Genomic DNA, 24,568 nt, shown 5'->3' on the forward strand with positions numbered 1-24,568 from the left:
TATGGACCGGGTGAGAAAAACGACGTTAGCGAACCACTGAGCATGAGAGGCGTGGAACCGGTATCCGGCTGGCTGGTTTATGCGGTGTCGGACGCGATCATATCAGCCCCCCCCCCCCGCTCGATCCGTTCGGCTCCCTATCGAGGCCCCGCTGTCCCCCCGGCGGGGCCTCATTTATGGGGCCTGATCGCGGCCCCGCGCTGGCCGGAACTTCCGGAACTTCACTCATATCGCGCATGGCGAATTTTTTGCCGAAACTTCTCGACCCGAGAGGGACGGGCCGGTTGGCTGGCAGAACTGACGATGGGAAGGAACCGGGCAGGATGATGGCGCAGGCGGCCGGTGTAGGACAGCGGGGGGCTGATGAATTGTGAGCCGCCGGTAAGGGTGGGGAGCGGATGGTATGCTTTCTTCCTTCATGCCAGCGTTGGCCTACGGCCGCCCTTCGGGTCGCTGGCATGACGGCCTATGATCGCTTTATGACACTCCCGGCCCTTCCAGAAAATGCGGATGTCTGCGAGCGCCTCCACCCTCACCCCTCCAGTCCCGCCAGCCGCAGCGCGCGGTAGGGGCGTAGCGCCAGCAACAGCAGCACGCACATGATCGGGGCGGCGCAGCCGACGACGATGGCGAGGGAGTAGCGGATGTCGGTGGGGGCGGTGAAGAGATGGTCGGTCATGAAGCCGATCACCACCGGGCCGATGCCGATGCCGACCAGCGAAATCACCATGATGTAGAGCGCCGTCACCTGCCCCCGCGCGCGGTTGGGCAGGATGAGTTGCAGCGCGGTGCCGGCGCAGGGAACGGGCATGCAACTGAGGAACATCGCCGGGGCGATCAGCGCCAGCGCGGCCCAGGCGTTGGGCATCAGTGGGGCGAGCGTGCCGAAGACGCCGCAGGCGAGGAAGCCGAAGGCGGCGACGCGCAGATGGGCGTCGACATGGCCGGCGCGGGTCAGCCGGTCGCTCAGCCAGCCGGCGAAATAGGTGCCGCCGGTGCCGCAGATCATCATGATGAGGCCGAAGCCGATGCCGACCTGTGCCGGGGTCCAGCCATAGACGCGGGCGAAGAGGGCCGGCGTCCAGACATTATAGGCGAAGTTCACCACCGTCACCATCGAGAAGCCGGCGAACATCAGGGTGAGTGCGCGGCGGCGGGCGCGGATGACGCCCAGCACTTCGGCTATCGTGAGCGGCGTCGTGCCGCCGGGCCCACGCCGTTCCGGCTCCTTCATGAAGAGCAGCAGTGGTGCGAGCAGCAGGCCGGGTGCGCCGACGATCAGGAATGCGGCCTGCCAGGGTTCCAGGCCAAAGGGCAGGCCGGTGCCGTGCCAGCGTTCGGTGAGCGACTGGAGCAGCTTGCCCCCGGCCATGAAGGCGAGGCCGATGCCGAACGGGGCGCTCAGGAAAAAGATGCTGACGGCGCGGCCGAGCTTTTCGGGCGGGAACAGGTCGCTGAGCAGCGAAAGGCCGCTGGGCGTGACGCTGGCTTCGCCGCAGCCGACCGCGACGCGCGAGAGGAAAAGTTGCGAGAAGTTGCGGGACAAACCCGACGCCATGGAGGCGAGGCTGAAGAAGAAGAGGCTGATGCCCAGCACGATGCGCCGTTCATAGCGGTCGGCCAGGCGGCCGAGCGGCACTGCGCCCAACGTGTAGAAGATGCCGAACGCCACGCCCTGCAACAGCGCGAAGCTGGTGTCGTCCAGGCCGAATTCTGCCTTTACCGGCTCGACGGTCAGGTTGAGGACGACGCGGTCGAACTGCGACGCGATCGAGGCGAGCGACAGCAAAAGCGCGACGGTCCAGGCGCGGCGCGGGTTCGGCCATGGGCGGACATCGGCAGTATCGGGAACTGGGATGTCCGGCTGGGGCATCAGGGCCATGGTCTTCCTCTCGTCTTGCGGGCTGGCGACGGCAGCCTCTTTATGATGGGGGCAGCGCGTCTGCGATCCGGCGGACCTGCTCGGCGACGGACAGATTGCCGTCGATGACAAGCACGCGTTCGTCCGGGCCGGGCGGCTCCAGCGTGGCAAGCTGGCTGTCGAGCAGGGAGGTCGGCATGAAATGGGCGGGCCGCTGGCTCATGCGCCGTTCCAGATCGGCGCGCGACAGATGGGGCAGGGCGAACAGCACATCGCCCACCTGCTGCCGGATCAGGTCGCGATAGTCGCGCTTGAGCGCGGAGCAGGAGGCGACGGCGCCTTGCCGCGAGGCGGTGAGGGCAGTCGCGACATTGCGCAGAAAGGGCTGGCGCGCTTCGTCGTCGAGCGGAATGCCGGCGGTCATGCGGGCGACATTTTCGGGCGGGTGGCAGAGGTCGCCCTCCACGAAGGTCCAGCCCAGATGCTGCGCCAGCGCCTCCGCCAAAGTGGACTTGCCGCAGCCCGCCACACCCATCACCACGACGGCGCGGGTCATGCCGGCTGCTCGCCGTCCATGTCGAACAGGCGCATATAGGCGACGCTGTCGGCCGGGCCGAGGCCGCCGGCGACGGCCATGCGGTGCAGATCGGCGATCAGCGAGGTGACGGGCAGCGGCGTGCGGGTGGCGAGCGCGGAAGCTTGCACCGTCTCCAGATCCTTGAGCATATTGTCGATCCGGCCGGTCGGCGAATAGTCGCGCCGGGCCATTTTCGCCATATATTCCTGGAGGATACGGCTGTCGGCGCGGCCACCGGCGAGCGCGGCGGGGATCAGGGTGGCATCCACGCCATGCGCCTCGGCAAAGCGGACGGCTTCTGCCACCGCCATGAAATAATTGGCGCACAATATCTGGTTGATGAGCTTGACCGTCTGGCCCGCGCCCGGCGCGCCGAAGCGGGTTATGTGGGCGGACAGCAGGTCCAGCACCGGCCGGGCGCGATCGACATCCTCCGTCGCGCCGCCGACCATGAGGGTCAGCTTGCCCTGCGCGGCGGCGGGTGCGCCGCCCGACAGGGGGGCATCGACCCAGCCCATGCCGGTCTCGTCGCGCAGGCGTTGCGCCAGGGCGGCGGTGCGGTCTGCGGCGATGCTGGACATGTCGATCAGCAATTTGCCCGCGTCCGCCGCTTGCGCGACGCCATCGGGGCCGAAGATGGCCCGTTCCACGATGGCGGCGCTGTTGAGGCTGATGATGACATGGCTGGCATGAGCTGCGGCATCGCGCGCGCTGGCGGCGGCGGCGGCGCCGCGGGCGACCAAGGGCGCCATCTGCACGGGATCGCGGTCGTAGAGGTGGAGGCCGACCCCGCTATCGAGCAGGCGACCGGCGATCGCCGATCCCATCACGCCCACGCCGATGACCGCAAGCTGCATATTATCTGTCCCTTACCGAAGCGCGCTCGACGATGCGCAGGCCGACATCGAGGGTCGATGGGGCCGGGGTGGCGTCGCTGGCGAGCAGATCGACCAGCATCTTGCCGGTGCGCAGCCCCAGCGCGTGAAAATCGACATGGATGGTGGTGAGCGCCGGGTTGATTTCCCGGCCGATCTCGAAATCGCCGAAGCCCATGATGGAGATATCGTCGGGGATGCGCAGGTTCATCCGCTGCGCCTCCATCACCGCGCCGACGGCGGACAGGTCCGACACGGCGAAGATCGCCTCTATGTCCGGCTGCCGTTCGACCAGCGCGCGGAAGGCGGCGGCGCCGTGGTGGAAGCTGACCGGGGCGGTGCCGTGGCGCAGCACGCCGTCGGTCGAACGGCGGGCCAGGCGCAGTTCTTCCTCGAAACCGCGCATACGCTCTTCGCCGCGATGGTCGGTCACTTCGCCTTCGGGCGAGGCGGCGATCGCGCCGATCCGGGTGAAGCCGCGATCGAGCAGATAGCGCGCGGCGGTGCGGCCGACCTGATAGTTGGAAAAGCCGATCGCATGTTCGATCGGCTGGCTTGGCAGGTCGGCAATTTCCACCACCGGCACGTCGGCGGCCATCAACATGCGCGACGCATTGCGCCGGTGCATGGCGCCGGTCAGCACGATCGCTTCGGGGCGGCGGGCGAGCAGGTTGAGGAGCTGCCGCTCCTCTTCCGCCATGTCATAGTCGGTATAGGCGATCAGCAGGTGATAATTGGCCTCTCGCAGCGCTTCGGTCAGGCCGTGGGCGACCGCGGCGAAGTTGGCGTTGGTCAGCGTCGGCAGCATCAGCGCGATGAAGCCGGTGCGGCGGCTCGACAGGCTGCCGGCGGTCTTGTCGGGGACATAGCCCAGGTCCGCCACCGCCTTGAGCACCTTGTCGCGCGTGGTGGGCAGCACCAGTTCGGGATCGCTCAGCACCCGCGACACCGTCATGCGCGATACGCCCGCCAGACGCGACACGTCGCGGATAGTCGGTCGCTGCGACGCGCGCCGGCCGGGTTTCGGTTCGGCAGGGGCGGCGGTATCGCGGGGGGGACGGCTCATGAGCGGGGCTTTCCTGATGGCTGCTATCCGTGTCGCATATCAGCGTCAGGCGGTGGCGGCCACTGCGTTGCCGCCGCTGATGGCGTGGTAGAAGCGGCCCTCGAACATCTCCAGCAGCTCCAGCGTCAGGGCGCGCGCCTGGGTGCGGATGGGGGAGGCCAGCGCCTCCTCCAGCGCGGCGAGCGAGGGATAGTCGACCTGCTGCATCATCGCGATCGGCGGCGCGCCGTCATCGACCTGATCCACGAAGAAGAGGCGGACGTTGCTGCCATGGGGGAACTGGCCCCAGAGCGGGGCGAGGCGGGTGCGGACGTCCTCACGGAAACGGTCCTCGAAACCCGGCTTGATCGTGCCCTCGAAAATGGCGGTGCGTGTGATCACAGGATATCCTCGTTGATGGCGATGTGCAGTTTGACGAAGCGCGAGCGGTCGCCGGCCTGTTCGAAGGCATCGACCGACTGTTCGAGCGGGAAGGTGCCCGACAGGATCGGGCTGACGTCGATCGCGCCGCTGACGATCAGGTCGACGGCGAGGCGGAATTCGCCATTGGCGCGGAAGGCGCCGACAAATTCGATCTCGCGCGATTGCAGCGGGTTGACCGGGATCGGCGCGGTGCCGGGGGGCAGCATCCCGACCTGGACGATGCGGCCGCCGCGCCGGACGATGGGGAAGAGCGAGAGCAAGGCCGACGGCGCGCCGGAGGCTTCGAAGGCGACGTCGAAATGACCGGCGGGGCTGGCATAGGTGCCGAGGGCTTCAGGATCGCTGGCGACGTTGATGGTACGGGTGGCACCCATGCGATCCCGCGCGACGGCGAGCGCGGCATCCTCGACATCGGTGCAGACCACTTCGATTGCGCCGGCATATAGGGCGCAGCGGGCGGTCAGCAGGCCGATCGGGCCGGAGCCGGTGACGATGACGCGCTTGCCCAGCAGTGGCCCGGCGCGGTTCACGGCGTGGAGACCGACCGACAGGGGTTCGGCGACGGACAAGGCGAGCAGGTCGGTGTCGGCCGGGACGGGAATAATCTGGTCGCCGCGCAGGATCAGCGTCTGCGCGAAGCCGCCCTGGACATGGGGGAAGCGACCCGCGCTGCCCAGGAAGACCATGTCGGTGCAGAGGTTCATGCGGCCGGCGCGGCAAAAGTCGCAGGTGAGGCAGGGGCGGCTGGGGTCGAGCGCGGCCTTCATGCCCGGCGCGACATGGGTCACGGCCGATCCGGTTTCGACGACGACGCCTGAAATCTCATGCCCTAACGCCATCGGTTCGCGCACCGCGAAATCGCCCACGGCGCCACGATGATAATAGTGCATGTCCGATCCACAGATGCCGCCATAGGCGATGCCGACGCGTACCTCGTCAGGCGCCAGGGCGCGCTCCGGGTGGGCCTCCACCCGCAGATCCTTCTTCCCATGACATATTGCAGCCAGCATAACGCTCTCCTTACATGGGACCGATATCATTTGGCACATATGATCGCAATATCCAATATTTGCGACGATATGACAATTTTCAAGATTGCAATGTGACCGGTCACGTAATAGGCAAAAGCGTGATGGAGGTTTGTGACTATGTCTTTGTTCAGTCTTGATGGCCGCACCGCACTGGTGACCGGCGCGGCGCGCGGCATCGGTTTCGCGATCGCCGACGCGCTGGGCCAGGCGGGCGCGCGTGTCGTCCTGAACGGGCGCAGCCAGGATGCGCTGGATGCCGCAGCCGTGATCCTGCGGGACAAGGGCGTGGATGTCGCGACCAGCCTGTTCGACGTCACCGATCAACCCGCGGTCAAGGCCGGCATCGCCGCGGTGGAGCGGGATGTCGGAGCGATCGATATCCTCGTCAACAATGCCGGCATCCAGCGCCGCGCGCCGCTCGACAGATTCGATGATGATGACTGGCGCGACCTGATGGCGACCAATCTGGACAGCGTCTATTATGTCAGCAAGGCGGTCGCGCCGCACATGATCGCCCGCGGGCAAGGCAAGATCATCAATATCGGCAGCGTCCAGTGCGAACTGGCCCGTCCCGGCATCGCGCCCTATACCGCCAGCAAGGGCGCGGTGAAGAATCTGACCAAGGGCATGTGCGCGGACTGGGCGCGGCATGGATTGCAGGTCAATGCGATCGGGCCGGGCTATTTCGACACGCCGCTCAACAAGGCATTGGTGGAAGATCCGGTGTTCGACGCCTGGCTGTGCCAGCGCACGCCCGCCGGGCGGTGGGGCAAGCTGGAGGAACTGCACGGCGCGGCCGTCTTCCTTGCCTCCTCCGCCTCCAATTTCGTGAACGGCCAGACCATCTATGTCGATGGCGGCATCCTGTCGGTGATTTGAGGAGTGACTATCATGGCCGACACGATCGCATTGCAGCTTTGTCCGCTGTCCGAGTATCTGGAAGCGGAACTGGCCGCCCGCTGCCCGTCGCTGCGCTGGTTCGAGATGGACGATGCGGCGCGGACTGGCTGGCTGGAGGCGAATGCTGGCAAGGTGGCGCTGGTGGTGACCGGCGGGCATCTGGGCTGTTCCAACGATCTGATCGCGGCGTTGCCGTCGCTCAAGCTGATCGCCATCAACGGCGTGGGCTATGACAAGGTCGATGTGGCCTTCGCCAAGGGGTGCGGCGTCGATGTCAGCACCACGCCCGATGTGTTGACCGATGATGTCGCCGACCTGGCGGTGGGCCTGACGATCGGCCTGCTGCGCCGCCTGCCCGCGGCCGATCGCTTCGTGCGCGATGGCCGCTGGCTGGAGGAGGCGTTCCCGCTGGGACGCAAGGTCAGCGGGCGGCGCTTCGGCATCGTCGGGCTGGGCCGGATCGGCCGGGCGATCGCCGATCGCCTGAGCGGCTTTGGCACGGTGGCCTATCATGGCCGGTCGGCCAAGGACGCGCCCTATCGCTTCGAACCCGATCTGGCGGCGCTGGCGCGCGAGAGCGACATTTTGGTGCTGGCCTGCGCCGCGACCGAGGCGACCCGCAACCTGATCGACGCCGGCATCCTGACGGCGCTGGGGGCCAAGGGCTATCTGGTCAATGTCGCGCGCGGATCGGTGGTGGACGAGGCGGCGCTGATCGCGGCGCTGGACAGCGGCGGCATCGCAGGCGCAGCGCTCGATGTGTTCGCGGAAGAGCCGTCGGCCCCGGCCGGCCTGATCGCCAGCGACCGGACGCATCTGGCCCCGCATATCGCCAGCGCGACGGTGGAGACGCGGATCGCCATGGCCGATCTGGTGCTCGCCAATGTCGATGCGCTGCTGGCCGGACGGCGGCCGCCCACGGCGCTGAACCTGTCATGACCGGGCGCGTCGCGGTCATTACCGGCGCGGGCAGCGGCATCGGCCGCGCCGTGGCGATCGCGCTCGACCGGCGCGGCTATCGCCTGGCGCTGGCCGGGCGACGGGCCGACAGTCTCGCGGAGACGCGCGCCTTGATGGATGGGGACGGGGAGGCGCATGTGCTGGTCCCGACCGACGTCACCGATGCGGCCAGCGTGGCGGCTTTGTTCGAGGCCACGGTGGATGCGTTCGGCCGGGTCGACCTGCTGTTCAACAATGCCGGGGTCAATGTGGTGGACGTGCCGATCGACCAACTGGCGGAGGGCGACTGGCGGCGGGTGATCGACACCAACCTGACCGGGGCCTTCCTCTGCCTGCAGGCGGCCTTCCGTGCGATGAAGGCGCAACAACCGCAGGGTGGCCGGATCATCAACAACGGGTCGATTTCCGCCCATAGCCCGCGGCCCCGATCGATCGCCTATACCGCCAGCAAACATGCGATTACCGGGCTTACCAAATCGGCGGCGCTGGACGGGCGGCCGTTCGGCATCAGTTGCAGCCAGATCGACATCGGCAATGCCAGCAGCGCCATGGGCCAGCGCATGTCCGCGGGCGTGCCGCAGGCCAATGGCGAATGCGCGCCCGAACCGGTGATGGACGTGGCGCAGGTGGGCGAGGCGATCGCCTATATGGACGGCCTGCCGCCAGAAGCGACGGTGCAGTTCATGACGCTGATGGCGACCAACATGCCCTTCGTCGGGCGCGGCTGAGGGCCGGGCTTACGCCCTGCAAGCCCGGTCGGTCCAGTCGGTTCAGTGGTCCGCCTTGTCCGCGGCCTGGCGCGCGGCGCGTTGCCGGGCGTCGGTCGCGGTCACGATGCCGTCCTTGTCCAGCATGCCGAAGCGGACATGGGTCTGGCGAATCTGGCGCTGCCGTTCCTCGACTTTCTTCTCTTCGCCGCGCCCGGATGCGGCGGGAGGAAGGGCGGGTGCAGGTCCGCTTCGTCCTCGACCGCGCCGGCATGTTGCTGGAAGGCGCGATCGTCCGGGGATCGGGCCATGCCGTGCCGGACGAGGAGGCCGAAGCGAGGCTGCGCCGCGCCTCCCCCTATCCGCGCCCGCCCGCCGAATTGCCCGGCGAGCGCAGGGAATTTACCGTGCCGATCAAGTTCATCCTGCCGGTCTGAGCGGGATGGCCGCGCCATTGCGCGCGCCGATGCCCGCCAGGCTCGCTTTGCAATCAGTCTGTCACGGACGCGATCTAGCAAGGGTTCCATTGACATTCCGCCCGACCGGGAGACGATTCGGATGAACGCGACGATCGCAATGGAAGGGCGCAGCGTCCGCCCGGACCTCGACAAGGGGCTGGGCCTCGCCGGGACTGTGGGCATCGGGGCCGCGATTGTCGTCGCGCTGCTCTACGTCGCCTACAGCATCTATGCCGACGCCAGCGTGGCAGGGGTTCAGGCCACGACCTATCTGCCGTTCATCCTGCTGTTCATCGCCCTGCTCATCGCGCTGGGCTTCGAGTTCGTGAACGGTTTCCACGACACCGCCAATGCGGTCGCGACGGTGATCTATACCAATGCGATGCCGGCCAATCGCGGTGGTATGGTCGGGCTTCTTCAATTTCCTCGGCGTGCTGTTGTCGAGCGGGGCGGTGGCGTTCGGGATCGTCTCGCTGCTGCCGGTGGAACTGATCCTGCAGGTGGGATCGAGCGCCGGTTTCGCCATGGTGTTCGCGCTGCTGATCGCGGCGATCCTGTGGAATCTGGCCACCTGGTGGCTGGGCATTCCTTCGTCCAGTTCGCACACGCTGATCGGATCGATCATCGGCGTGGGCGTCGCCAATGCGATGATGCACGGCAAGAGCGGGACGGCGGGCGTCGACTGGAGCAAGGCGACCGAGATCGGCCAGGCGCTGCTGCTGTCGCCGCTGATCGGGTTCGGCATGGCGGCGCTGCTGTTCATCGCGATGAAGATCCTCGTGCGCAAGGAAGAACTGTATCAGGAGCCCAAGGACGGCGTCCCGCCCCCGCCCTGGATACGCGCGCTGTTGATCTTCACCTGCACCGGCGTCAGCTTTGCCCATGGCTCCAATGACGGGCAGAAGGGCATGGGCCTCATCATGCTGATCCTGATCGGCACGGTGCCCACCGCTTATGCGCTGAACCGTGCGGTGCCGGAACGCTATGCGATCGAGTTCCATCACAATTCGATCGCCGCGGTCCAGGCGCTGGGCGTCAGGCCGGCCGCTGACGCCGATCCTGCACAGGCGCGCCAGGCCGTCACCCGCTATATCGCCGACAAGCGCGTGTCGGACGCGACCGTCCCCGCGCTGGCCGTGCTGATCCAGGATGTGGACCGTCAGGTGCTGGAATATGGATCGCTGGCGAAGGTGCCGGCCGCCGCCGTCAGCAATATCCGCAACGACATGTATCTGGCGTCCGAAGCGATCAAGCGGTTGGGCAAGGACAAGGAAGCCGCGCTGCCGCAGGCCAGCGGGACGGCGCTGACCGCCTATAAGGGGTCGCTGGATGCGGGCACGCGCTTCATCCCGAACTGGGTGAAGGTCGCGGTCGCCTTCGCGCTGGGTCTGGGCACCATGGTCGGGTGGAAACGGATCGTCGTCACCGTGGGCGAAAAGATCGGCAAGTCGCATCTCACCTATGCGCAGGGCGCGTCCGCCGAACTGGTGGCGATGGGAACGATTTTCGGCGCGGACCATCTGGGGCTGCCGGTTTCGACCACCCATGTGCTGTCGTCCGGCGTCGCCGGCACCATGGCTGCGAACCGGTCGGGCTTGCAGATGAACACCATCCGCAACCTGTTGATGGCCTGGGTGCTGACCCTGCCGGTGTCGATCGGCCTCGCCGGGCTGCTCTACATGCTCTTCTCCCGGATTTTCTGAGGGGGCGCGCCATAGCGACGGACGAAGAACCGATTTTCCGCGTCCCCGTGCCGGACCAGGGCATGGGACCGGGCCTTATCTGGGGCCTCGATTTTTCGGGCGACGGCGGCGTGAGCCCCGTCGCCCGATGCGATTCGGATCAAGGCGGCAGGTTTCGCTGGCTGCATCTCAACCTGGCCGACCATGGCACGCGCCGATGGATCTTCCACTCGGAAGCGTTTTCGCCGCAGATCGGCGATCTGCTGCTGTCTCCGGAAACGCACCAGCAGGCAGTGGTCGAGGGCGACAGCGTCGGCTGCGTGCTGCATGATTTCGAACGGGACTTCGACGTGGCGGATACCGAACGGATCGGCGCGCTGCGCATCGCGCTGACGCCTAGCCTGATGCTGACGACGCGGCTGCATCCGCTGCGATCGGCCGATATCGCCCGGCGCCGACTGGAACGGGGCGGCGGGGTCACGATCAACGGGCCGGCGCAGGCGCTGGACCTGCTGGTGGGCGCTATCACCGCCAATATCGCGGAGATCGCCCGCTCGCTCAGCCAGGATGTGCAGACGGCGGAGGATGGGCTGCTCGACGGTCGCCATCCACCCGCCCCGCGCGACCTGATCCGAATCCGTCGCCGCCTGGCGCAGCTTCATCGATTGCTGATCGGAATGCGCGGGGTGTTCCAGCGGCTGGAAGAGGATGAGGAACTGCCCGAACCGCTATTGGCCACGGTCGAAAAACTGGCCCAGCGGCTCCAGTCGCTCGATGCCGACATATTGGGGGTTCAGGCCCAGTTGCGCCAGTTGCGGGACGAGGTGGACATCCAGGCGGCGCAGCGCACCAACCAGAATCTCTACATGCTCTCGATCGTGACCGCGTTGATGCTGCCCGCCACGCTGGTCACGGGCCTGTTCGGCATGAACACCGGCGGGATGCCGCTGGCCGATGGCCCGCATGGCACGCTGGTCGCGACGCTGATCGCAGCGAGCGCCGCTGGCGTCACCTATTGGCTGCTGCGCTGGATGGGCTTCATGCGGCGCTAGCCGGCGTGACGCCCGGGCAGGCTGGACAGGCTTCAGAAGCGGTCGGGAACGATCATCTCCGGCGGCACGGGGTGGCGGTTATAGTCCGCATGCCGCACCCGGTCGGGCAGCACCACCGGCATCTTGGGCACATCCTCATAGGGAATCTGGTCCAGCAGATGCGCGATGCAGTTGATGCGCGCGCGCTTCTTGTCGACCGCCTCCACCACCCACCAGGGCGCTTCGGGGATATGGGTGCGTTCCAGCATCGCTTCCTTGGCGCGGGTATAATCCTCCCAGCGGCGGCGCGATTCCACGTCCATGGGCGACAATTTCCACTGTTTGAGTGGATCGTGGATGCGCATGGCGAAGCGGAACTGCTGTTCGTCGTCGGTGATGGAGAACCAATATTTGATCAGGAGGATGCCCGAGCGCACCAGCATCCGCTCGAATTCCGGCACGGACCGGAAAAATTCCTCGACATCCGTCTCCGAGCAAAAGCCCATCACCCGCTCGACGCCGGCGCGATTATACCAGCTGCGATCGAACAGCACGATCTCCCCCGCAGCCGGCAGATGGGCGGTATAGCGCTGGAAATACCATTGGGTGCGTTCGCGTTCGTTGGGCGCAGGCAGCGCGGCGACGCGGCAGACCCGCGGGTTCAGGCGCTGGGTGATGCGCTTGATCGCGCCGCCCTTGCCGGCCGAATCGCGGCCCTCGAACAGCACGACGACCTTCAGTCCCTTGTGCACGACCCAATCCTGGAGCCGCACCAGTTCATGCTGCAGGCGGAACAGTTCGCGGAAATAGACGCGGCGCTCCATCTGCTCGCGCTCGGGATGCTCCTCCATGTCGGCGAGCATCGTCTCCAGCCGATCTTCGTCGATCTCCATCTCCAGCTCTTCGTCGAAACTGTCGGCGATCTCCGCTTTGATACGGTCCATGGCGAAGCCGGACTGGTCTTCCAAGTGCATGTGCGGCCCTTCCGATGCGTCAGCGATGATGCCTTCGTCGCATGGCCCGATGACATTATGTTGACGGGGGCAAGACCGGCGGGCCCTGGCGCCGGCCGGTGGGAAAGGGGAGGGCGCCATGGACGTCCTCCCCCCCCTTCGCTTCAGTCTTGTGGGCGTTCCACCTCCACCGGTGGATGCGCGTCCAGGGGCATGGCGCGCCGACCCCAGCGGGCATAGAGCGTCGGCAGAACGAACAGGGTCAGCAAGGTGGCCGAGATGAGGCCGCCGATGACGACGGTGGCGAGGGGCTTTTGCACTTCCGCCCCCGCGCCGCTGCCCAGGGCCATGGGCACTAACCCGAGGCTGGCGACGAGGGCGGTCATCACCACCGGCCGGAGCCGCTGGATGGCGCCGATGCGGGCCGCTTCCGCCCGCGCCATGCTCTGTCGCATCAGCGCATGGATGGACGACACCATCACGAGGCCGTTCAGGACCGCGATGCCCGACAGGGCGATGAACCCCACCGCCGCCGAGATCGAGAAATCCATGCCGCGCAGGAACAGCGCCAGCACGCCGCCCACCAGGGCCAGCGGCACGCCGGTGAAAACGATCGCCGCGTCCCTTGCCGACCCAAGGGCGCCGTAGATGAGCAGGAGGATGAGGATGAAGCAGGCGGGGATAACCAGTTGCAGGCGTTCGCGCGCGGACGCCAGATTTTCGAACTGGCCACCCCATTCCAGATAGGCGCCCGCGGGCAGGCGAACCTGCTCCGCGATGGCGGCCTGGGCGTCTCCGACCACGCCGGCGATGTCGCGGCCACGCACATTGGCCTGCACCACGACGCGGCGCTTGCCATTTTCGCGGCTGATCTGGTTGGGACCGTCCACGATCCGGATGTCCGCGACGCTGGCCAGGGGGACGAACTGCCCATCGGGCGTCGGCAACTGTAGCTGCCGCAGGCCATGGAAGTCGGCGCGTTGCGCTTCCGACAGGCGGATCACGATCGGGAAGCGACGATCGCCCTCGAAGATCATCCCCGCTTCCCGGCCGCCCAGGGTGGCTGACACCATGGCGTGTACATCCTGCGCCGTTACGCCCAGACGCGCCATCGCGTCGCGATTGACCCGGATGTCGAGCATTGGCAGGCCCGTGGTCTGCTCGACCTTGACGTCCGCGGCGCCCTGCGTCCGGCGCAGGACGCCGGCGATCTTCTCGGCCGTGGCGTTCATGGTGTTGAAATCGTCGCCGAACACCTTGATCGCGACATCGCCGCGAACGCCGGCGATCAGCTCGTTGAACCGCATCTGGATCGGCTGGGTGATTTCATAGGCATTGCCGGGGAACCGGCCGAGCGCCTTTTCCAGCCGGTCGACTAGCTGGGCCTTGGTGAGGCCCTGATCCGGCCATTCGCTGCGCGGCTTGAGGATCACGAACATGTCGGTGGCGTTGGGCGGCATCGGGTCGGACGCCAGTTCCGCGGTGCCGGTCTTGGAGAAGACGAACTTCACCTCCGGCTGTTTCGCCATCATCTTTTCTATGGGCGCCTGCATCGCCTGGCTCTGCTGCACCGAGGTCGCGGGAATGCGCAGCGCCTGGATCAGCAGGTCGCCTTCGTCGAGTTGCGGCAAGAACAGCTGGCCCAGCGACAGGAAGGCGGCGATTGCCAGCAGGAAGCCACCGACACCCACCCCAATGGTGAGCGTCGGCCGACCCATGGCCTTGTCCAGCCCCGGCGCATAGCGCCGGCGCAGCCAGCCCATGATGCGGCCTTCCTTCTCGTCGATGCGATTGGACAGCCAGATGGCGATCGCCGCGGGCACGGCGGTCAGGGACAGGACGAACGCGAAGGCGAGCGCGATGATGACGGTCAGCGCCATCGGCACGAACGTCTTGCCTTCGACCCCGGTGAGGGTGAGCAGCGGGACATAGACGAGGATGATGATCGCCTGGCCATAGACCGAGGGACGGATCATCTCGCGCGCGGCCGCCGCCACGGTGGCAAGGCGTTCATCGACCGAAAGAAGGCGGCCTTCGCGATGCTGCCTGTCGGCCATGCGCCGCAGCGCATTTTCCACGATGATGACCGCGCCGTCCACGATCAGGCCGAAATCCAGTGCGCCCAGGCTCATCAGGTTGGCCGACACGCCGAAGCGGAACATGCCGAAGCCCGTCAGCAACATGGTAACGGGGATCACCGCCGCTGCGATCAGGGCGGCGCGGAAGTTGCCGAGCAGGGCGAAGAGGACGATGATGACGAGCAGCGCGCCTTCGCCGAGATTCCTCGCGACCGTTTTGATGGTCGAATTGACCAGCGCAGTCCGATCAAGCACCGGCTGCACGATGACGTCCGGCGGCAGCGAGGCATTGATCGCCTTCAGCCTGTCCGCAACGGCGATGGCGACGTCGCGGCTGTTCTCGCCGATCCGCATGATGGCGGTGCCGACGACGACTTCGGTGCCATTTTCGGATGCCGAACCCATGCGGATGGCCTGACCGGTCTTGACCGTCGCCACCTGGCCCAGCGTGACGGGCACGCCCGCCCGTGTGGCGACGACGATGCGCGAGAGTTCGGTGGCGTTGCGGATCAGGGCATCGGAGCGGACCGCCAGTCCTTCGCCATTGCGATCGACGAAGCCGCCGCCCACGCTGCTGTTGTTGCTTTCCAGCGCGGTGCCGAGATCGGTCAGGCTGAGGCCGAGCGCGGCCAGCCGCTGGACGTCGGGAACGACCTGAAACTGCTTCACATAGCCGCCGATGGAATCGATGCCGGCCAGCCCCTTGCCGTTTTTCAGCAGCGGGCTGACGATCCAGTCCTGTGTCGTGCGCAGATAGGTCGCCTTGTCGACATCGTTCGTCAGCCGCTCGCCTTCGGGCGTGATGTAGCTGCCGTCCGGCTGCATGCCAGGCTCGCCGGGCAAATGCGTGTCGTCCTTGCGATGTTCGAGCCGTACGGTCCACATATAGACTTCGCCCAGACCCGTGGCGATCGGCCCCATTTCCGGGTTCACGCCTTCGGGCAGATTGTCCGCGATCCCGCTCATCCGTTCATCGACTTGCTGGCGGGCGAAATAGATGTCGGTGGATTCGTCGAAGATGGCGGTGATCTGCGCGAAGCCGTTGCGGCTGAACGACCGGGTATTTTCCAGGCCGGGAATGCCTGCCAGCGCGGTCTCGATCGGAAAGGCGACCTGCTTTTCGACCAGTTCGGGCGACAGCGCCGGCGCGCGCACGTTGATCTGGACCTGGTTGTTGGTGATGTCCGGCACGGCGTCGATGGGGAGGCGGTACAGGGCGACGCCGCCGATGACGGCGGCGATGGCGGTCAGCAGCAGGACGAGCCAGCGCTTGTGGACCGCCCAGTTGACGATGGGAGCGATCATGGCTCAATGATCCTCATGGGTGGCTTCGCCCTTGCCGAGTTCGGCCTTGAGCGTGAAGCTGTTGGTGGTCGCGATCCGTTCGGTCCCCTTGAGGCCGGCGCGCACGATCACGCTGCTGCCGCTATTGTCGCCGAGTGTGACCGGGACAGCCTGGAAACCGCTGTCGGTCCGCACGAACACGACCGACTTGTTCTCGACGGTCTGGACGGCGGTGGTGGGTATGCGGATCGCGCCGTCCCCGCCGCTGTCGGCGAGGTCGACCGATGCCGTCACCGGCTCTCCGACACGCCATCGGCCCGCGCGATTGTCCAGCATCGCGATGACCGGCACCATGCGGGTCTGCGCGTCCAGCACGGGCGAAACGAAGCTGATCCGGGCGGCCCCTTCACGGTCCGCAGCCTTGACGATCACGCGGTTGCCGGGCTTGACCCGGCCCGCATCAGCAGGCTGGAGATGAAGTGCAATCGAGACGCTGGACAGATTGGCGATCCGATAGAGTTCCGTGTCGGCCGCTACCGTCTGGCCCAGAACGACGCTGCGCGAGATCACCTGACCCGAGACGGGCGCGGCGATGCCGAGCCGGTTGAGGCCGCCACCGCCGCCGCCCGCCGCGGACACCTGGCTCTGGGCTTGCCGATAGGCGATGCCCGCCTCGATCGCGGCGGTGCGGGCGGCGATCAGATCCTGTTCGGGCGACACGCGCTGGGCGAACAGGCGCTGTTCGCGGGCGAGGTTGGAATTGGCCAACGCCAGCCTGGCGCGGGTCGCCTCCACGTCGCCCTTGAGCACGGCGGCTTCGCGGCTTTCGATGATGGCGATGGTTTGGCCGCGACCGGCCGACTGCCCCAGATTGCGGGTCAGCGATACGACCCGCCCGCCGATTGCCGCGGCAACGACCTGCGTGCCTTGCGGATCCCCTTCGATGGTTGCGGGCAATTCCAGCGTACCCGAACCGCCGGTCACAGGCCGTCCCAGCTGGATGCCGGCAGACGCGATCTGATCGTCCGACAGGATGATCCTGCCTTCTTCTTCTGTGTGGGTGGTTTCGCCGACGGCCCCGTGCTCCATGGGCGAAGCGGCATCGCCCGCGTCGTTTCCGGCGCTGCCGCCGCAGCCTGCGAGCAGGACGGCAAGGGTGATGGGAAGAAGAAACGCTTTTGCGTGTGTGATGGTCATGGATCAGTTTCCCTGTACGGGCGCGGGAGCGATCAATCGCTCCAACCGGGCCCTGGCGTTCTGGTAGGATGCGAGCGCGTCGATCGCGGCGAGACGGGTCTGCGCAAGGGTCCGTTCGGCGTCGAGAAGGTCGATCTGGCCGAATTTCCCCTCGCGATAGCCGATGCGCGCGATGCGGGCTGCCTCCTGTGCGGCGGCGAGGGCCGGACCGTTGGCATTGCGCGCGGCGGTCGCTGCATTGTCGGCTTCGGCCAGCGCATCCGTGATCGCCTGTTCGACATCGAGCGCGGTCATGCGCCGTTGCGCTTCCGCCTGGATGCGCTGCGCGCTGGCCTGCGCGACGGCCGCCTGACCCGCGTTGAACAGCGGTATCGGGATGGAGAGGGACAGGACGGCAGCGGTGTCGTTGGTGGCGGAGAGGCGCCGGACCGCCGGGCCGATCGTGACATCGGGTATGCGTTGCGACCGGGCGAGCCGCACGCCGGCATCGGCCATGGCAAGATCCGCATCGGCCGCCGCCAGCGCCAGGGTGCCGGCGCCGGTCGCCATCGTCGGCCCGAAGGATGCGGGTGGCAGATGATCGAGCGCCGCCCCGTCCAGCGCGCCCGCAACCGGCTGCCCGATGCGGCGCTCCAGATTGGCGCGGATGGCATTGGCCAGGCGCTGCGTCTTTTGCACCTCGGCCTCGGCGTTGAGCTTGGCGACGTCGGCCCTCTGTTCCTCGAGCGGGGAGGCGCGGCCTGCCTGTACGCGGATGCGGGCGGCGTTCAGGGCGTCATGGGCGATCCGAAGCTGGTCGCGCGCCGTCGCCATCCGGCGTTCCGCGGCGATGGCGTCGATATAGAGAGCCGTGACCTGAAGCCGGATGTCGGCTTGCGTGATAGCCGCCACGAGGACTGCGCGATGAGACTGGGCGTCCGCGACCGCCATCCTGGCGGACCGCTTGCCGCCCAGTTCGATGGGAATGTTAAGGCCCACGGTCGTTTCGGCCTGACGGACGCCGCCATAGGGGCCCGACCCGACCACATTTTCGACCTGCGACTGCAGTTCCGGGTTCGGGCGCAGGCCGGCGACGGTGCGTGCCGCTTGCGCGGCGTCCATGCCGGCCTGCGCCGCGTCGGCGGCCGGGGCGCTGCCGCCGGCGATGGCGACGGCCTGGTCGAGGGTGAGGGCTGGGCCGACGGGCTGCCCCGTCGCAATATTATCCTGCGCCTGCGCAACGGCGACGCAAGAGGTGGCGGCCAGAACGGCCGCGATGATCCTGTGCATATAGGAAATCCCGATTGATACGCATCAAGCCGTACATCCGCCGGAGGCGGGCACAGCGATTTGATCGTCAATCAGGCGATGGGGGGACGCAGATCGGGGCCGGGTGCCCAGCGGCCAAAGGCCCTGGAGGTGGCGGCAGTCTTGGGCGCCGCCTGGATATCGAAGAAAATGGGCGCGATCGTCCGGGGCAGCAGCGACGCGGCACTATGGCATCCGCCATGATGATGCGGGACCGCCTTGTCGGCGTCGCCCGGCGACGGATTGGAATCGCCGTCGTCATGGACGTAACCGGAGCATTCGATGGCGGAGGCGGAGATGGTTTCATTGGCATGGACCACCGACGCCGCCATGAGCGATGCGACGATCATCCACAAAAGAAGGAAACCCCGACGAACCATGGCGTGCGCAATAACGGACTTTCCCCGATCCGTCATGGTCAAATCGCCGTAGAGGCCCGATCGGCATGGCTCCGGGGCGGGGCGTGACGGGCAGGCGGCGGCCACGCGACCAGCGCAGCCGGGCCGGCGCGATACATTCGCGCCTTACGGCATCATTGCGGAGCGGCTATCGCGATCACGCCCACGCCGCGCTCGATCGTGATCCGGGTGCCGAAAGGCTGCGACAGCCGTTGCAGCCTTTCGAGGATGCGCGCGCCGGTCGCGCTGTCCGCCATGTGGGGTACGCCGCGACCGGCGCCGGTCGCGCTCACGCCCAGATCCACCGGATAGAGGTTGATCCGGCTCAACCGGCCATCGCGATACTGGCTGACCGCGATCACCGTTTCATAGAGCTTGGGATCGGAAAATTCCTTGGCGTTGCGGGCTGCAAGCAGTTCGGGCGTGGTGACGCTGCCGGGTTCGACGCCGAACTGGTCGTACATGTCGGCCGGTACGTCATCGAGGCTGTTGTTCATCATCGCAAAATTGCCGAGCGAATAGAAGATCGGCTTGCCCTTGTAGATTTCGATCCCGCGCAACTGGTGCGGGCCATGGCCGACATAGACGTCGGCGCCCGCGTCGATCACCTGATGCGCCAGGCCCTGCGCGAAATTCGCCGGGGTCTGGAAGGCGTTGCCCGGCTCATGATTGTGGAGCGAGAAGACGGTGAAATTGCCATTCTGCCTGGCCTGGCGCACGGCGAGCAGATTGGCCTTCACATCCTTTGCGTTGAGATCATATTCGATCGTCATGGGGGTGGCGGGATGGGCGGTGGCGCGAAACTCCCGCCCCTTCATCTTGACCGCCGCGCCCGGCTTCGTTCCCGCCAGCCGCGCGATGGTCGCAAGGTCCGCGTCCGACACCAGGCCGATTTCCGTGCTGCGGATGGTGTTGGCGCCGGGGCGGCCGGGCACCTGGCCCAGCGGATCGGCGGCGGGGGTCATGGGGGTGAAGCTGGTCGTCGCCGAAATGAGGCCGACGCGGCCATGCGGTCCGTCATAATAGGATGGCGCGCGGGCGGCGGTCATCGAGCGGCCGGTCCCGGCATGGACGAGATGGGCCTGGTCCAGCAGGTCGAGCGTGTCGAGCATCCCCTCCACGCCCCAGTCGGTGGCGTGGTTGTTGGCGTGGCCGACAATGTCGACGCCCATCTTGGCGACGTCGCCGGGCACGGCCGGGTCTGCCAGCATCCAGGTGCCACCGGACTCGGCCTGCGGCGACCCCCTGAAGGTCTTGAGGTCGAGCGCGGTCGTCTCGAAATTGCCGAAGGTCACGTCCGCGCCGCGCAGGATGCGCAGCATGTCGGGCGCCTGCCTTTCCAACGTCGCCAGCATCGGGCGGAGGTAGATGAGGTTGCCGATCGCGGCGAAGCTGAAGTCGCCGGCGATCGGCGTGCTGGGAACGGTGGTGGGTTGCAGCGTGCCGCCGCTTTCCTCTTCCTCGGCATGGAGGGGGAAGGCCGCGGTCATCATCATCGCGGCGCTGGCCAGCGTCAGGGTGCGCAGCGCCTTGCGGCGAAAGATCGTGGACAGCATCGGATATTCCCCTTGGGCCGGGATCGGCTTTGGCGCGGGGATAGCGGCTGGCGCTGACATGAACCTGTCACACGGGCGGCGGCGGGCGTCGTCCGGGCGTCAGTCGGGTACGGATTGGAAGCTGACGATGGCGCACAGGCCCCGGCCCGTTCGGCCGTCCTCCAGCGTGATGGTGGCGCCCATCCGTTCCGCAATGGCGCGCGCGATCGGCAGGCCCAGGCCCGTACCGGCCGGCGCATTATGGCGCGGGACGCGGTAGAAGCGATCCCAGACCTTGTCGCGATCGGCCGCCGAGATGCCGGGGCCGTCATCGTCGATCGCGACGGTCACGGCGTCATCGCGGCGGCCGACATGGACGGACACCGTGCCGCCTGGCCGGTTGTAGCGGATGGCGTTGTCGAGCAGGTTGCCGATCAGTTCGGCCGCGAGCGTGGACTGGCCCATGGCCATGAGCCTGCCGGGGGCGTCCTTTTCATAGCCGATGTCGATATCGGCGGGCGCCTGCGCCGCGCGTTCACCCGTCACCGTTGCGGCGACCTCCGCCAGATCGAAGGGCTGCAATTGCGTGCCGGCCTGATCTTCGCTGCGGGCAAGCGCGATCAACTGGCGCAGCAGTTGTTCCAGCGAATCGATGGCGTGCGGAATGTCCTGCAGCGCCGCCTTTCCTTGCGGGGAAGTGGGGCCGTAGCGGTCGAGCACGTCGAGCTGCACGCGGGCGACGGCCAGCGGCGTGCGCATCTGGTGCGATGCGTTGGAGGTGAATTGGCGCAAGGATTCCGTCGCGCGCTCCAGCCGCGCCATCAGGCCATTGAAGGCGGCGACGAAGGGCTGCATTTCGATCGGTCCGGTTTCGGGCGTTTCCAGGCGAAAGGTGGGCGACGCGTCGCGGCGCGCCCGATCCACCTGCCGCGTCAGGTCCGACATCGGCCGCAGGCCCCATTCGATCGCCCACCAGAAGAGCAGGCCGGTAATCGCCAACGCCGCCAGCCCCGCCAGCACCACCTGTTGCAGGAAGGTGCGTTCATAAGCGGCGCGATCGTCCATATAGTCGGCGACCTGGATGACGACCAAGGCCTTGGCGCCATCCACGCGCCGGATTTCGGTCGCGATCCTGGCGGGCTTGCCGTGGAGCGCGCCGCTGCGCAGATAGGCGGCCTGCGTGACCTGCTGCGCGTCGGCCGGGTCCAGATAGCCGCGCACCATCGGCGTTTCGCGATAGGCGTTGACGAATGTCGCGGGCCGGTGTCGATCGATGACGCCGTCCCATGTTTCGCGATAATCGACCGGCGGCCGCAGCGCAGGGTCGCCGGCCACGAGCGTTTTTCCCCGATAGACGCTGTAGAGCACCACCGGGCGCGCCCGTCGCCGCAGCAGATGGATCACCAGCGGCACCAGCCGCTCCCGATCGGCGGCCGGGCTGTTATAGGCCAGGCTCAAGGTCCGCACCGACCCGATCAGCACGCGATCGACCGTGGTCGCCTCCGTATCATGGGTGACCAGCGCGGTGATGATGCAGAAGAGCAGCACCAGCGCTGCCAGCGGCATGAGCACCGCGCCGGTCAGGCGCAGGCGCAGCGAATGGGGAGACTGGCGCATCGGGAATCGGGCCGTCAGGCGGCTTCGATCATATAGCCAAGGCCGCGAATCGTGCGAATGGCCGGACCGGAGGGTTGCAGCTTCCGGCGCAGGCGGCCGACATAGACTTCCAGCGCATTGGGCGTGACGGCGTCGTCGAAGTTGAAGATTTCGGCCGACAGCCTTTCCTTGGCCACCACCTTGCCGGGGCGACCCATCAGCGTTTCCAGCACCGCCAGTTCGCGGCGACGCAGGTCCAGCACATGGTCGTCCAGATAGACGGTCCGGCTCGACCGGTCGAAGGCCAGCGCGCCGATGCGCAGCACCGGATCGGGCGTGCCCTGGCTGCGCCGGACCAGCGCGCGGATGCGCGATTCCAGTTCTCGCGGGTCGAACGGCTTGGCCATATAGTCGTCGGCGCCCCGGTCCAGCCCGTTGATCCGATCGTCGACCATGTCGCGCGCGGTCAGGATCAGCACCGGCGTCGTCGCGCCGCGCGCACGCAAACGGCTCAGCACGTCCAGCCCGTCCATGTCGGGCAGGCCCAAGTCGAGGACGATCGCGCAATAGGGTTCCTGGCCGACCAGGCGCAACGCATCCTCGCCGCTGGTCAATATATCGACGGCGAAACCAGCTGCTTCGAGTGACGCGACCATGCCGCGCGCCAATCGTTCGTCATCTTCCACCAGCAACAACCGCATAGCTTACTCCGGCACGCGGCACCCTCTCGAAGGCAATCGGCTCAAAGGCAACAGGATTGCGCGACGCATGGCGCATCCCGACGCAAAAGGGAAGGGCGGGAGTCGATCGCTTGCCATTGATTGCGTGTGATCGGCGCTTTTCCCGCATGTGTCAGGTTCATGACAGCGACTCCGGCTAGAGGCTGATGCGACCCGCGCCATCGGTTGCGGAACGACAAGATGAGCCCCCGCCCACGCAAGGCGGGCGCATGGGGAATCCGACATGACGATCAAGCTGCCTTCGCTTGCGGGGGCGTTCCTGTCCTTCTGCTTTGCCGGCACGGCCGCCGCCGCGGCGCCAGCACCCCTGCCCGCGCCTTTGCCCGCTCAGGCTGACCCGGCCAGCCTTGCGCGGATAGATGCGCTGTTCGCGCGCTGGGCCAAGCCCGCTGCGCCAGGCTGTGCGGTCGCCGTATCGCGCGACGGTCAGCCGATCGCGATCCGCGCCTATGGCATGGCCAGCCTGGAGCTGGGCGTGCCGAACGGCGTCGACAGCATTTTCGAGGCCGGCTCCGACTCCAAGCAGTTCACAGCCGCCGCGACGCTGATGCTGGCGCGCGAAGGCAAGCTGTCGCTGGACGACGATATCCGCAAGTTCGTACCCGAAATGCCCGATTACGGCGCGCCGGTGACGATCCGCCACCTGCTGCACCATGTCAGCGGTCTGCGCGACTGGGGATCGGTCGCCGCGATCGAAGGCTGGCCGCGCAACAGCCGCACCGCCGACAATCAGGACATGCTGGCGATCGTCGCGCGGCAGAAGGAACTGAATTTCGCGCCGGGCAGCCATTATCTCTACAGCAATAGCAATTATAATCTGCTCGCGATCATCGTCGCGCGGGTCAGCGGCCAGTCGCTAGCGGATTTCACCCAGGATCGCATCTTCAAGCCACTGGGCATGACCCATACGCGATGGCGCGACGACCATGCCGATGTCGTCGTCGGGCGGACCGGCGCCTATGAATTTGAGGATGGCGCCTATCGCAACGACCAGGTGATCGAGGACGCCTACGGCAATGGCGGCCTGCTGACGACGGTGGGCGACCTGGTGAAGTGGCAGGCGGCGCTCGACGCCGATCGCTTCGGCGCCGGTTTCACCGCGCAGATGCAGACGCCGACCAAGCTGAACGACGGCACGCCGATCGCCTATGCGCTGGCGCTGGTGAACCTGGACCATCATGGCGTGCAGGAAGTCAGCCATAGCGGTTCGACCGGCGGCTATCGCGCCTGGATGGCCCGCTATCCCAGGCAGAAGCTGGCCGTGTCGCTGCTGTGCAATACGGGCGATGCCGACACGCCGACGCTGGGCCGCGATGTCGCCGACATCTTCCTGCCGCCCTACAAAGCCAAGCCCTATACGCCCAAGGGCGCCGTGCCTTCGGGCGTCTATGCCGACGGCATGACCGGATTTCCCGTCCGCTTCGATGCCGACGAGCAGGGCCGGCTGCGCGCCGACGGCAAGCTGCTGACCCCGGTCGGCCCCGGCCGCTGGGCGCAGCGCGAGGATGTCTTTGCCTTCAGCAAGACCGGACTGGTGCGGGAAAATCGGGAGGGGGAGAACATCCCCTATCGCAAGATGGACGCCGTCACCGCCTTCGATCCCAAGCCCTATGTCGGTCGTTTCTGCGGCATCGACAGCTTCGCCTGCCTCAGCTTCCGGCAGGATGGCGATATGCTGATCTACAGCGGTCCGCGCTGGTTCAACCAGCCGCTCGCGCCCGCCTATGCCGACGTCTTCACCGGCGAGGCGATGCCGCAATCCTCGCGCATCACCGTCAAGTTCGAACGCGACGCAACCGGCGCCGTCACCACGCTGCGCTTCGGGGAAGGCCGCGCCTACGACGTCGCCTTCCGCCGCGTCGCCGACTGATTTCACAAACATCGCAAAAGAGCCGCTCGGGTCGCGGCCACCACCAAAGCAAGAGCATA

20 protein-coding genes and 1 pseudogene are annotated in these 24,568 nt (G+C 66.9%); 7 read left to right on the forward strand and 14 right to left on the reverse strand.

Going from position 1 to position 24,568, the window contains the following annotated elements; genetic code table 11:
• Window positions 1–532: 532 nt before the first annotated feature.
• From ABT375_RS14980 to ABT375_RS15005, 6 genes are read right to left on the reverse strand one after another with little or no spacing between them, the layout of a single operon-like run.
• Window positions 533–1,882 (reverse strand): MFS transporter, encoded by a 1,350-nt coding sequence (locus ABT375_RS14980; RefSeq protein WP_416463123.1) that lies wholly within the window; start codon window positions 1,880–1,882, stop codon window positions 533–535.
• A 40-nt stretch (window positions 1,883–1,922) separates the two neighbouring features.
• A complete protein-coding gene (locus ABT375_RS14985) occupies window positions 1,923–2,417 on the reverse strand; it encodes a gluconokinase (protein ID WP_416463124.1) in 495 nt (164 codons plus the stop codon).
• The gene (locus ABT375_RS14990) at window positions 2,414–3,295 is read right to left on the reverse strand and encodes an NAD(P)-dependent oxidoreductase (protein ID WP_416463125.1); all 882 of its coding nucleotides are present in this window, start codon (window positions 3,293–3,295) and stop codon (window positions 2,414–2,416) included. The genes ABT375_RS14985 and ABT375_RS14990 overlap by 4 nt, the downstream gene beginning before the upstream one ends.
• Before the next feature lies 1 nt (window position 3,296).
• Window positions 3,297–4,379, reverse strand: a complete 1,083-nt coding sequence (locus tag ABT375_RS14995; protein ID WP_224547967.1) for a LacI family DNA-binding transcriptional regulator — start codon at window positions 4,377–4,379, stop codon at window positions 3,297–3,299.
• 45 nt (window positions 4,380–4,424) lie between these two features.
• On the reverse strand, window positions 4,425–4,760 hold the full coding sequence (locus ABT375_RS15000; RefSeq protein ID WP_224547968.1) for a hypothetical protein: 336 nt from the start codon (window positions 4,758–4,760) through the stop codon (window positions 4,425–4,427).
• Window positions 4,757–5,812, reverse strand: a complete 1,056-nt coding sequence (locus tag ABT375_RS15005) for an L-idonate 5-dehydrogenase (RefSeq protein ID WP_416463126.1) — start codon at window positions 5,810–5,812, stop codon at window positions 4,757–4,759. Before ABT375_RS15005 ends, ABT375_RS15000 begins: the two co-directional genes overlap by 4 nt.
• Before the next feature lie 138 nt (window positions 5,813–5,950).
• Here ABT375_RS15005 and ABT375_RS15010 point away from each other — a divergent pair, with 138 nt between their 5' ends.
• The 6 genes and pseudogenes from ABT375_RS15010 to ABT375_RS15035 all read left to right on the forward strand — a co-directional run bounded on the left by ABT375_RS15010 (window position 5,951) and on the right by ABT375_RS15035 (window position 11,592).
• Window positions 5,951–6,712 (forward strand): SDR family oxidoreductase, encoded by a 762-nt coding sequence (locus tag ABT375_RS15010; RefSeq protein ID WP_416463127.1) that lies wholly within the window; start codon window positions 5,951–5,953, stop codon window positions 6,710–6,712.
• Between the two features lie 12 nt (window positions 6,713–6,724).
• Entirely contained in the window at window positions 6,725–7,672 is a 948-nt protein-coding gene (locus ABT375_RS15015) for a 2-hydroxyacid dehydrogenase (RefSeq protein ID WP_416463128.1), read from the forward strand.
• On the forward strand, window positions 7,669–8,421 hold the full coding sequence (locus ABT375_RS15020; RefSeq protein ID WP_261935595.1) for an SDR family oxidoreductase: 753 nt from the start codon (window positions 7,669–7,671) through the stop codon (window positions 8,419–8,421). Before ABT375_RS15015 ends, ABT375_RS15020 begins: the two co-directional genes overlap by 4 nt.
• A 218-nt stretch (window positions 8,422–8,639) precedes the next feature.
• Complete coding sequence (locus ABT375_RS15025) at window positions 8,640–8,837, forward strand: TonB family protein (RefSeq protein ID WP_416463129.1); 198 nt, start codon at window positions 8,640–8,642, stop codon at window positions 8,835–8,837.
• A gap of 121 nt (window positions 8,838–8,958) precedes the next feature.
• Window positions 8,959–10,561: pseudogene (locus tag ABT375_RS15030) on the forward strand (inorganic phosphate transporter).
• Between the two features lie 62 nt (window positions 10,562–10,623).
• The gene (locus tag ABT375_RS15035) at window positions 10,624–11,592 is read left to right on the forward strand and encodes a CorA family divalent cation transporter (RefSeq protein ID WP_416463131.1); all 969 of its coding nucleotides are present in this window, start codon (window positions 10,624–10,626) and stop codon (window positions 11,590–11,592) included.
• 32 nt (window positions 11,593–11,624) lie between these two features.
• Here the strand turns inward: ABT375_RS15035 and ppk2 are convergent, their stop codons facing one another.
• The 8 genes from ppk2 to ABT375_RS15075 all read right to left on the reverse strand — a co-directional run bounded on the left by ppk2 (window position 11,625) and on the right by ABT375_RS15075 (window position 22,600).
• Window positions 11,625–12,545 carry a polyphosphate kinase 2 gene (gene ppk2, locus ABT375_RS15040; RefSeq protein WP_261935592.1) on the reverse strand — a complete coding sequence of 307 codons (921 nt, stop codon included), beginning with the start codon at window positions 12,543–12,545 and terminating at the stop codon, window positions 11,625–11,627.
• A gap of 143 nt (window positions 12,546–12,688) precedes the next feature.
• On the reverse strand, window positions 12,689–15,907 hold the full coding sequence (locus ABT375_RS15045) for an efflux RND transporter permease subunit (protein ID WP_416463133.1): 3,219 nt from the start codon (window positions 15,905–15,907) through the stop codon (window positions 12,689–12,691).
• A 3-nt stretch (window positions 15,908–15,910) separates the two neighbouring features.
• A complete protein-coding gene (locus ABT375_RS15050) occupies window positions 15,911–17,083 on the reverse strand; it encodes an efflux RND transporter periplasmic adaptor subunit (protein ID WP_416463134.1) in 1,173 nt (390 codons plus the stop codon).
• A 3-nt stretch (window positions 17,084–17,086) separates the two neighbouring features.
• Window positions 17,087–18,352 (reverse strand): TolC family protein, encoded by a 1,266-nt coding sequence (locus tag ABT375_RS15055; protein WP_416463136.1) that lies wholly within the window; start codon window positions 18,350–18,352, stop codon window positions 17,087–17,089.
• Between the two features lie 71 nt (window positions 18,353–18,423).
• Window positions 18,424–18,750 carry a hypothetical protein gene (locus ABT375_RS15060; RefSeq protein ID WP_224547984.1) on the reverse strand — a complete coding sequence of 109 codons (327 nt, stop codon included), beginning with the start codon at window positions 18,748–18,750 and terminating at the stop codon, window positions 18,424–18,426.
• Between the two features lie 152 nt (window positions 18,751–18,902).
• Complete coding sequence (locus ABT375_RS15065; RefSeq protein WP_416463138.1) at window positions 18,903–20,324, reverse strand: CapA family protein; 1,422 nt, start codon at window positions 20,322–20,324, stop codon at window positions 18,903–18,905.
• 99 nt (window positions 20,325–20,423) lie between these two features.
• On the reverse strand, window positions 20,424–21,920 hold the full coding sequence (locus ABT375_RS15070; protein ID WP_416463139.1) for a sensor histidine kinase: 1,497 nt from the start codon (window positions 21,918–21,920) through the stop codon (window positions 20,424–20,426).
• A gap of 14 nt (window positions 21,921–21,934) precedes the next feature.
• Complete coding sequence (locus ABT375_RS15075; RefSeq protein ID WP_416463140.1) at window positions 21,935–22,600, reverse strand: response regulator; 666 nt, start codon at window positions 22,598–22,600, stop codon at window positions 21,935–21,937.
• Between the two features lie 262 nt (window positions 22,601–22,862).
• Here ABT375_RS15075 and ABT375_RS15080 point away from each other — a divergent pair, with 262 nt between their 5' ends.
• The gene (locus tag ABT375_RS15080) at window positions 22,863–24,509 is read left to right on the forward strand and encodes a serine hydrolase domain-containing protein (RefSeq protein ID WP_416463142.1); all 1,647 of its coding nucleotides are present in this window, start codon (window positions 22,863–22,865) and stop codon (window positions 24,507–24,509) included.
• Window positions 24,510–24,568 lie beyond the last annotated feature (59 nt).

This window comes from Sphingomonas sp. VDB2, from assembly GCF_047946695.1.
GTDB lineage: Bacteria > Pseudomonadota > Alphaproteobacteria > Sphingomonadales > Sphingomonadaceae > Sphingobium > Sphingobium bisphenolicum.

What these genes read in the sequence shown, in the direction of transcription:
- ABT375_RS14980 (WP_416463123.1), bottom strand. Translation starts at nt 1,882, where the DNA reads ATGGCCCTGATGCCCCAGCCGGACATCCCAGTTCCCGATACTGCCGAT.
- ABT375_RS14985 (WP_416463124.1), bottom strand. Translation starts at nt 2,417, where the DNA reads ATGACCCGCGCCGTCGTGGTGATGGGTGTGGCGGGCTGCGGCAAGTCC.
- ABT375_RS14990 (WP_416463125.1), bottom strand. Translation starts at nt 3,295, where the DNA reads ATGCAGCTTGCGGTCATCGGCGTGGGCGTGATGGGATCGGCGATCGCC.
- ABT375_RS14995 (WP_224547967.1), bottom strand. Translation starts at nt 4,379, where the DNA reads ATGAGCCGTCCCCCCCGCGATACCGCCGCCCCTGCCGAACCGAAACCC.
- ABT375_RS15005 (WP_416463126.1), bottom strand. Translation starts at nt 5,812, where the DNA reads ATGCTGGCTGCAATATGTCATGGGAAGAAGGATCTGCGGGTGGAGGCC.
- ABT375_RS15010 (WP_416463127.1), top strand. Translation starts at nt 5,951, where the DNA reads ATGTCTTTGTTCAGTCTTGATGGCCGCACCGCACTGGTGACCGGCGCG.
- ABT375_RS15015 (WP_416463128.1), top strand. Translation starts at nt 6,725, where the DNA reads ATGGCCGACACGATCGCATTGCAGCTTTGTCCGCTGTCCGAGTATCTG.
- ABT375_RS15020 (WP_261935595.1), top strand. Translation starts at nt 7,669, where the DNA reads ATGACCGGGCGCGTCGCGGTCATTACCGGCGCGGGCAGCGGCATCGGC.
- ABT375_RS15035 (WP_416463131.1), top strand. Translation starts at nt 10,624, where the DNA reads ATGGGACCGGGCCTTATCTGGGGCCTCGATTTTTCGGGCGACGGCGGC.
- ppk2 (WP_261935592.1), bottom strand. Translation starts at nt 12,545, where the DNA reads ATGCACTTGGAAGACCAGTCCGGCTTCGCCATGGACCGTATCAAAGCG.
- ABT375_RS15045 (WP_416463133.1), bottom strand. Translation starts at nt 15,907, where the DNA reads ATGATCGCTCCCATCGTCAACTGGGCGGTCCACAAGCGCTGGCTCGTC.
- ABT375_RS15050 (WP_416463134.1), bottom strand. Translation starts at nt 17,083, where the DNA reads ATGACCATCACACACGCAAAAGCGTTTCTTCTTCCCATCACCCTTGCC.
- ABT375_RS15055 (WP_416463136.1), bottom strand. Translation starts at nt 18,352, where the DNA reads ATGCACAGGATCATCGCGGCCGTTCTGGCCGCCACCTCTTGCGTCGCC.
- ABT375_RS15060 (WP_224547984.1), bottom strand. Translation starts at nt 18,750, where the DNA reads ATGGTTCGTCGGGGTTTCCTTCTTTTGTGGATGATCGTCGCATCGCTC.
- ABT375_RS15065 (WP_416463138.1), bottom strand. Translation starts at nt 20,324, where the DNA reads ATGCTGTCCACGATCTTTCGCCGCAAGGCGCTGCGCACCCTGACGCTG.
- ABT375_RS15070 (WP_416463139.1), bottom strand. Translation starts at nt 21,920, where the DNA reads ATGCGCCAGTCTCCCCATTCGCTGCGCCTGCGCCTGACCGGCGCGGTG.
- ABT375_RS15075 (WP_416463140.1), bottom strand. Translation starts at nt 22,600, where the DNA reads ATGCGGTTGTTGCTGGTGGAAGATGACGAACGATTGGCGCGCGGCATG.
- ABT375_RS15080 (WP_416463142.1), top strand. Translation starts at nt 22,863, where the DNA reads ATGACGATCAAGCTGCCTTCGCTTGCGGGGGCGTTCCTGTCCTTCTGC.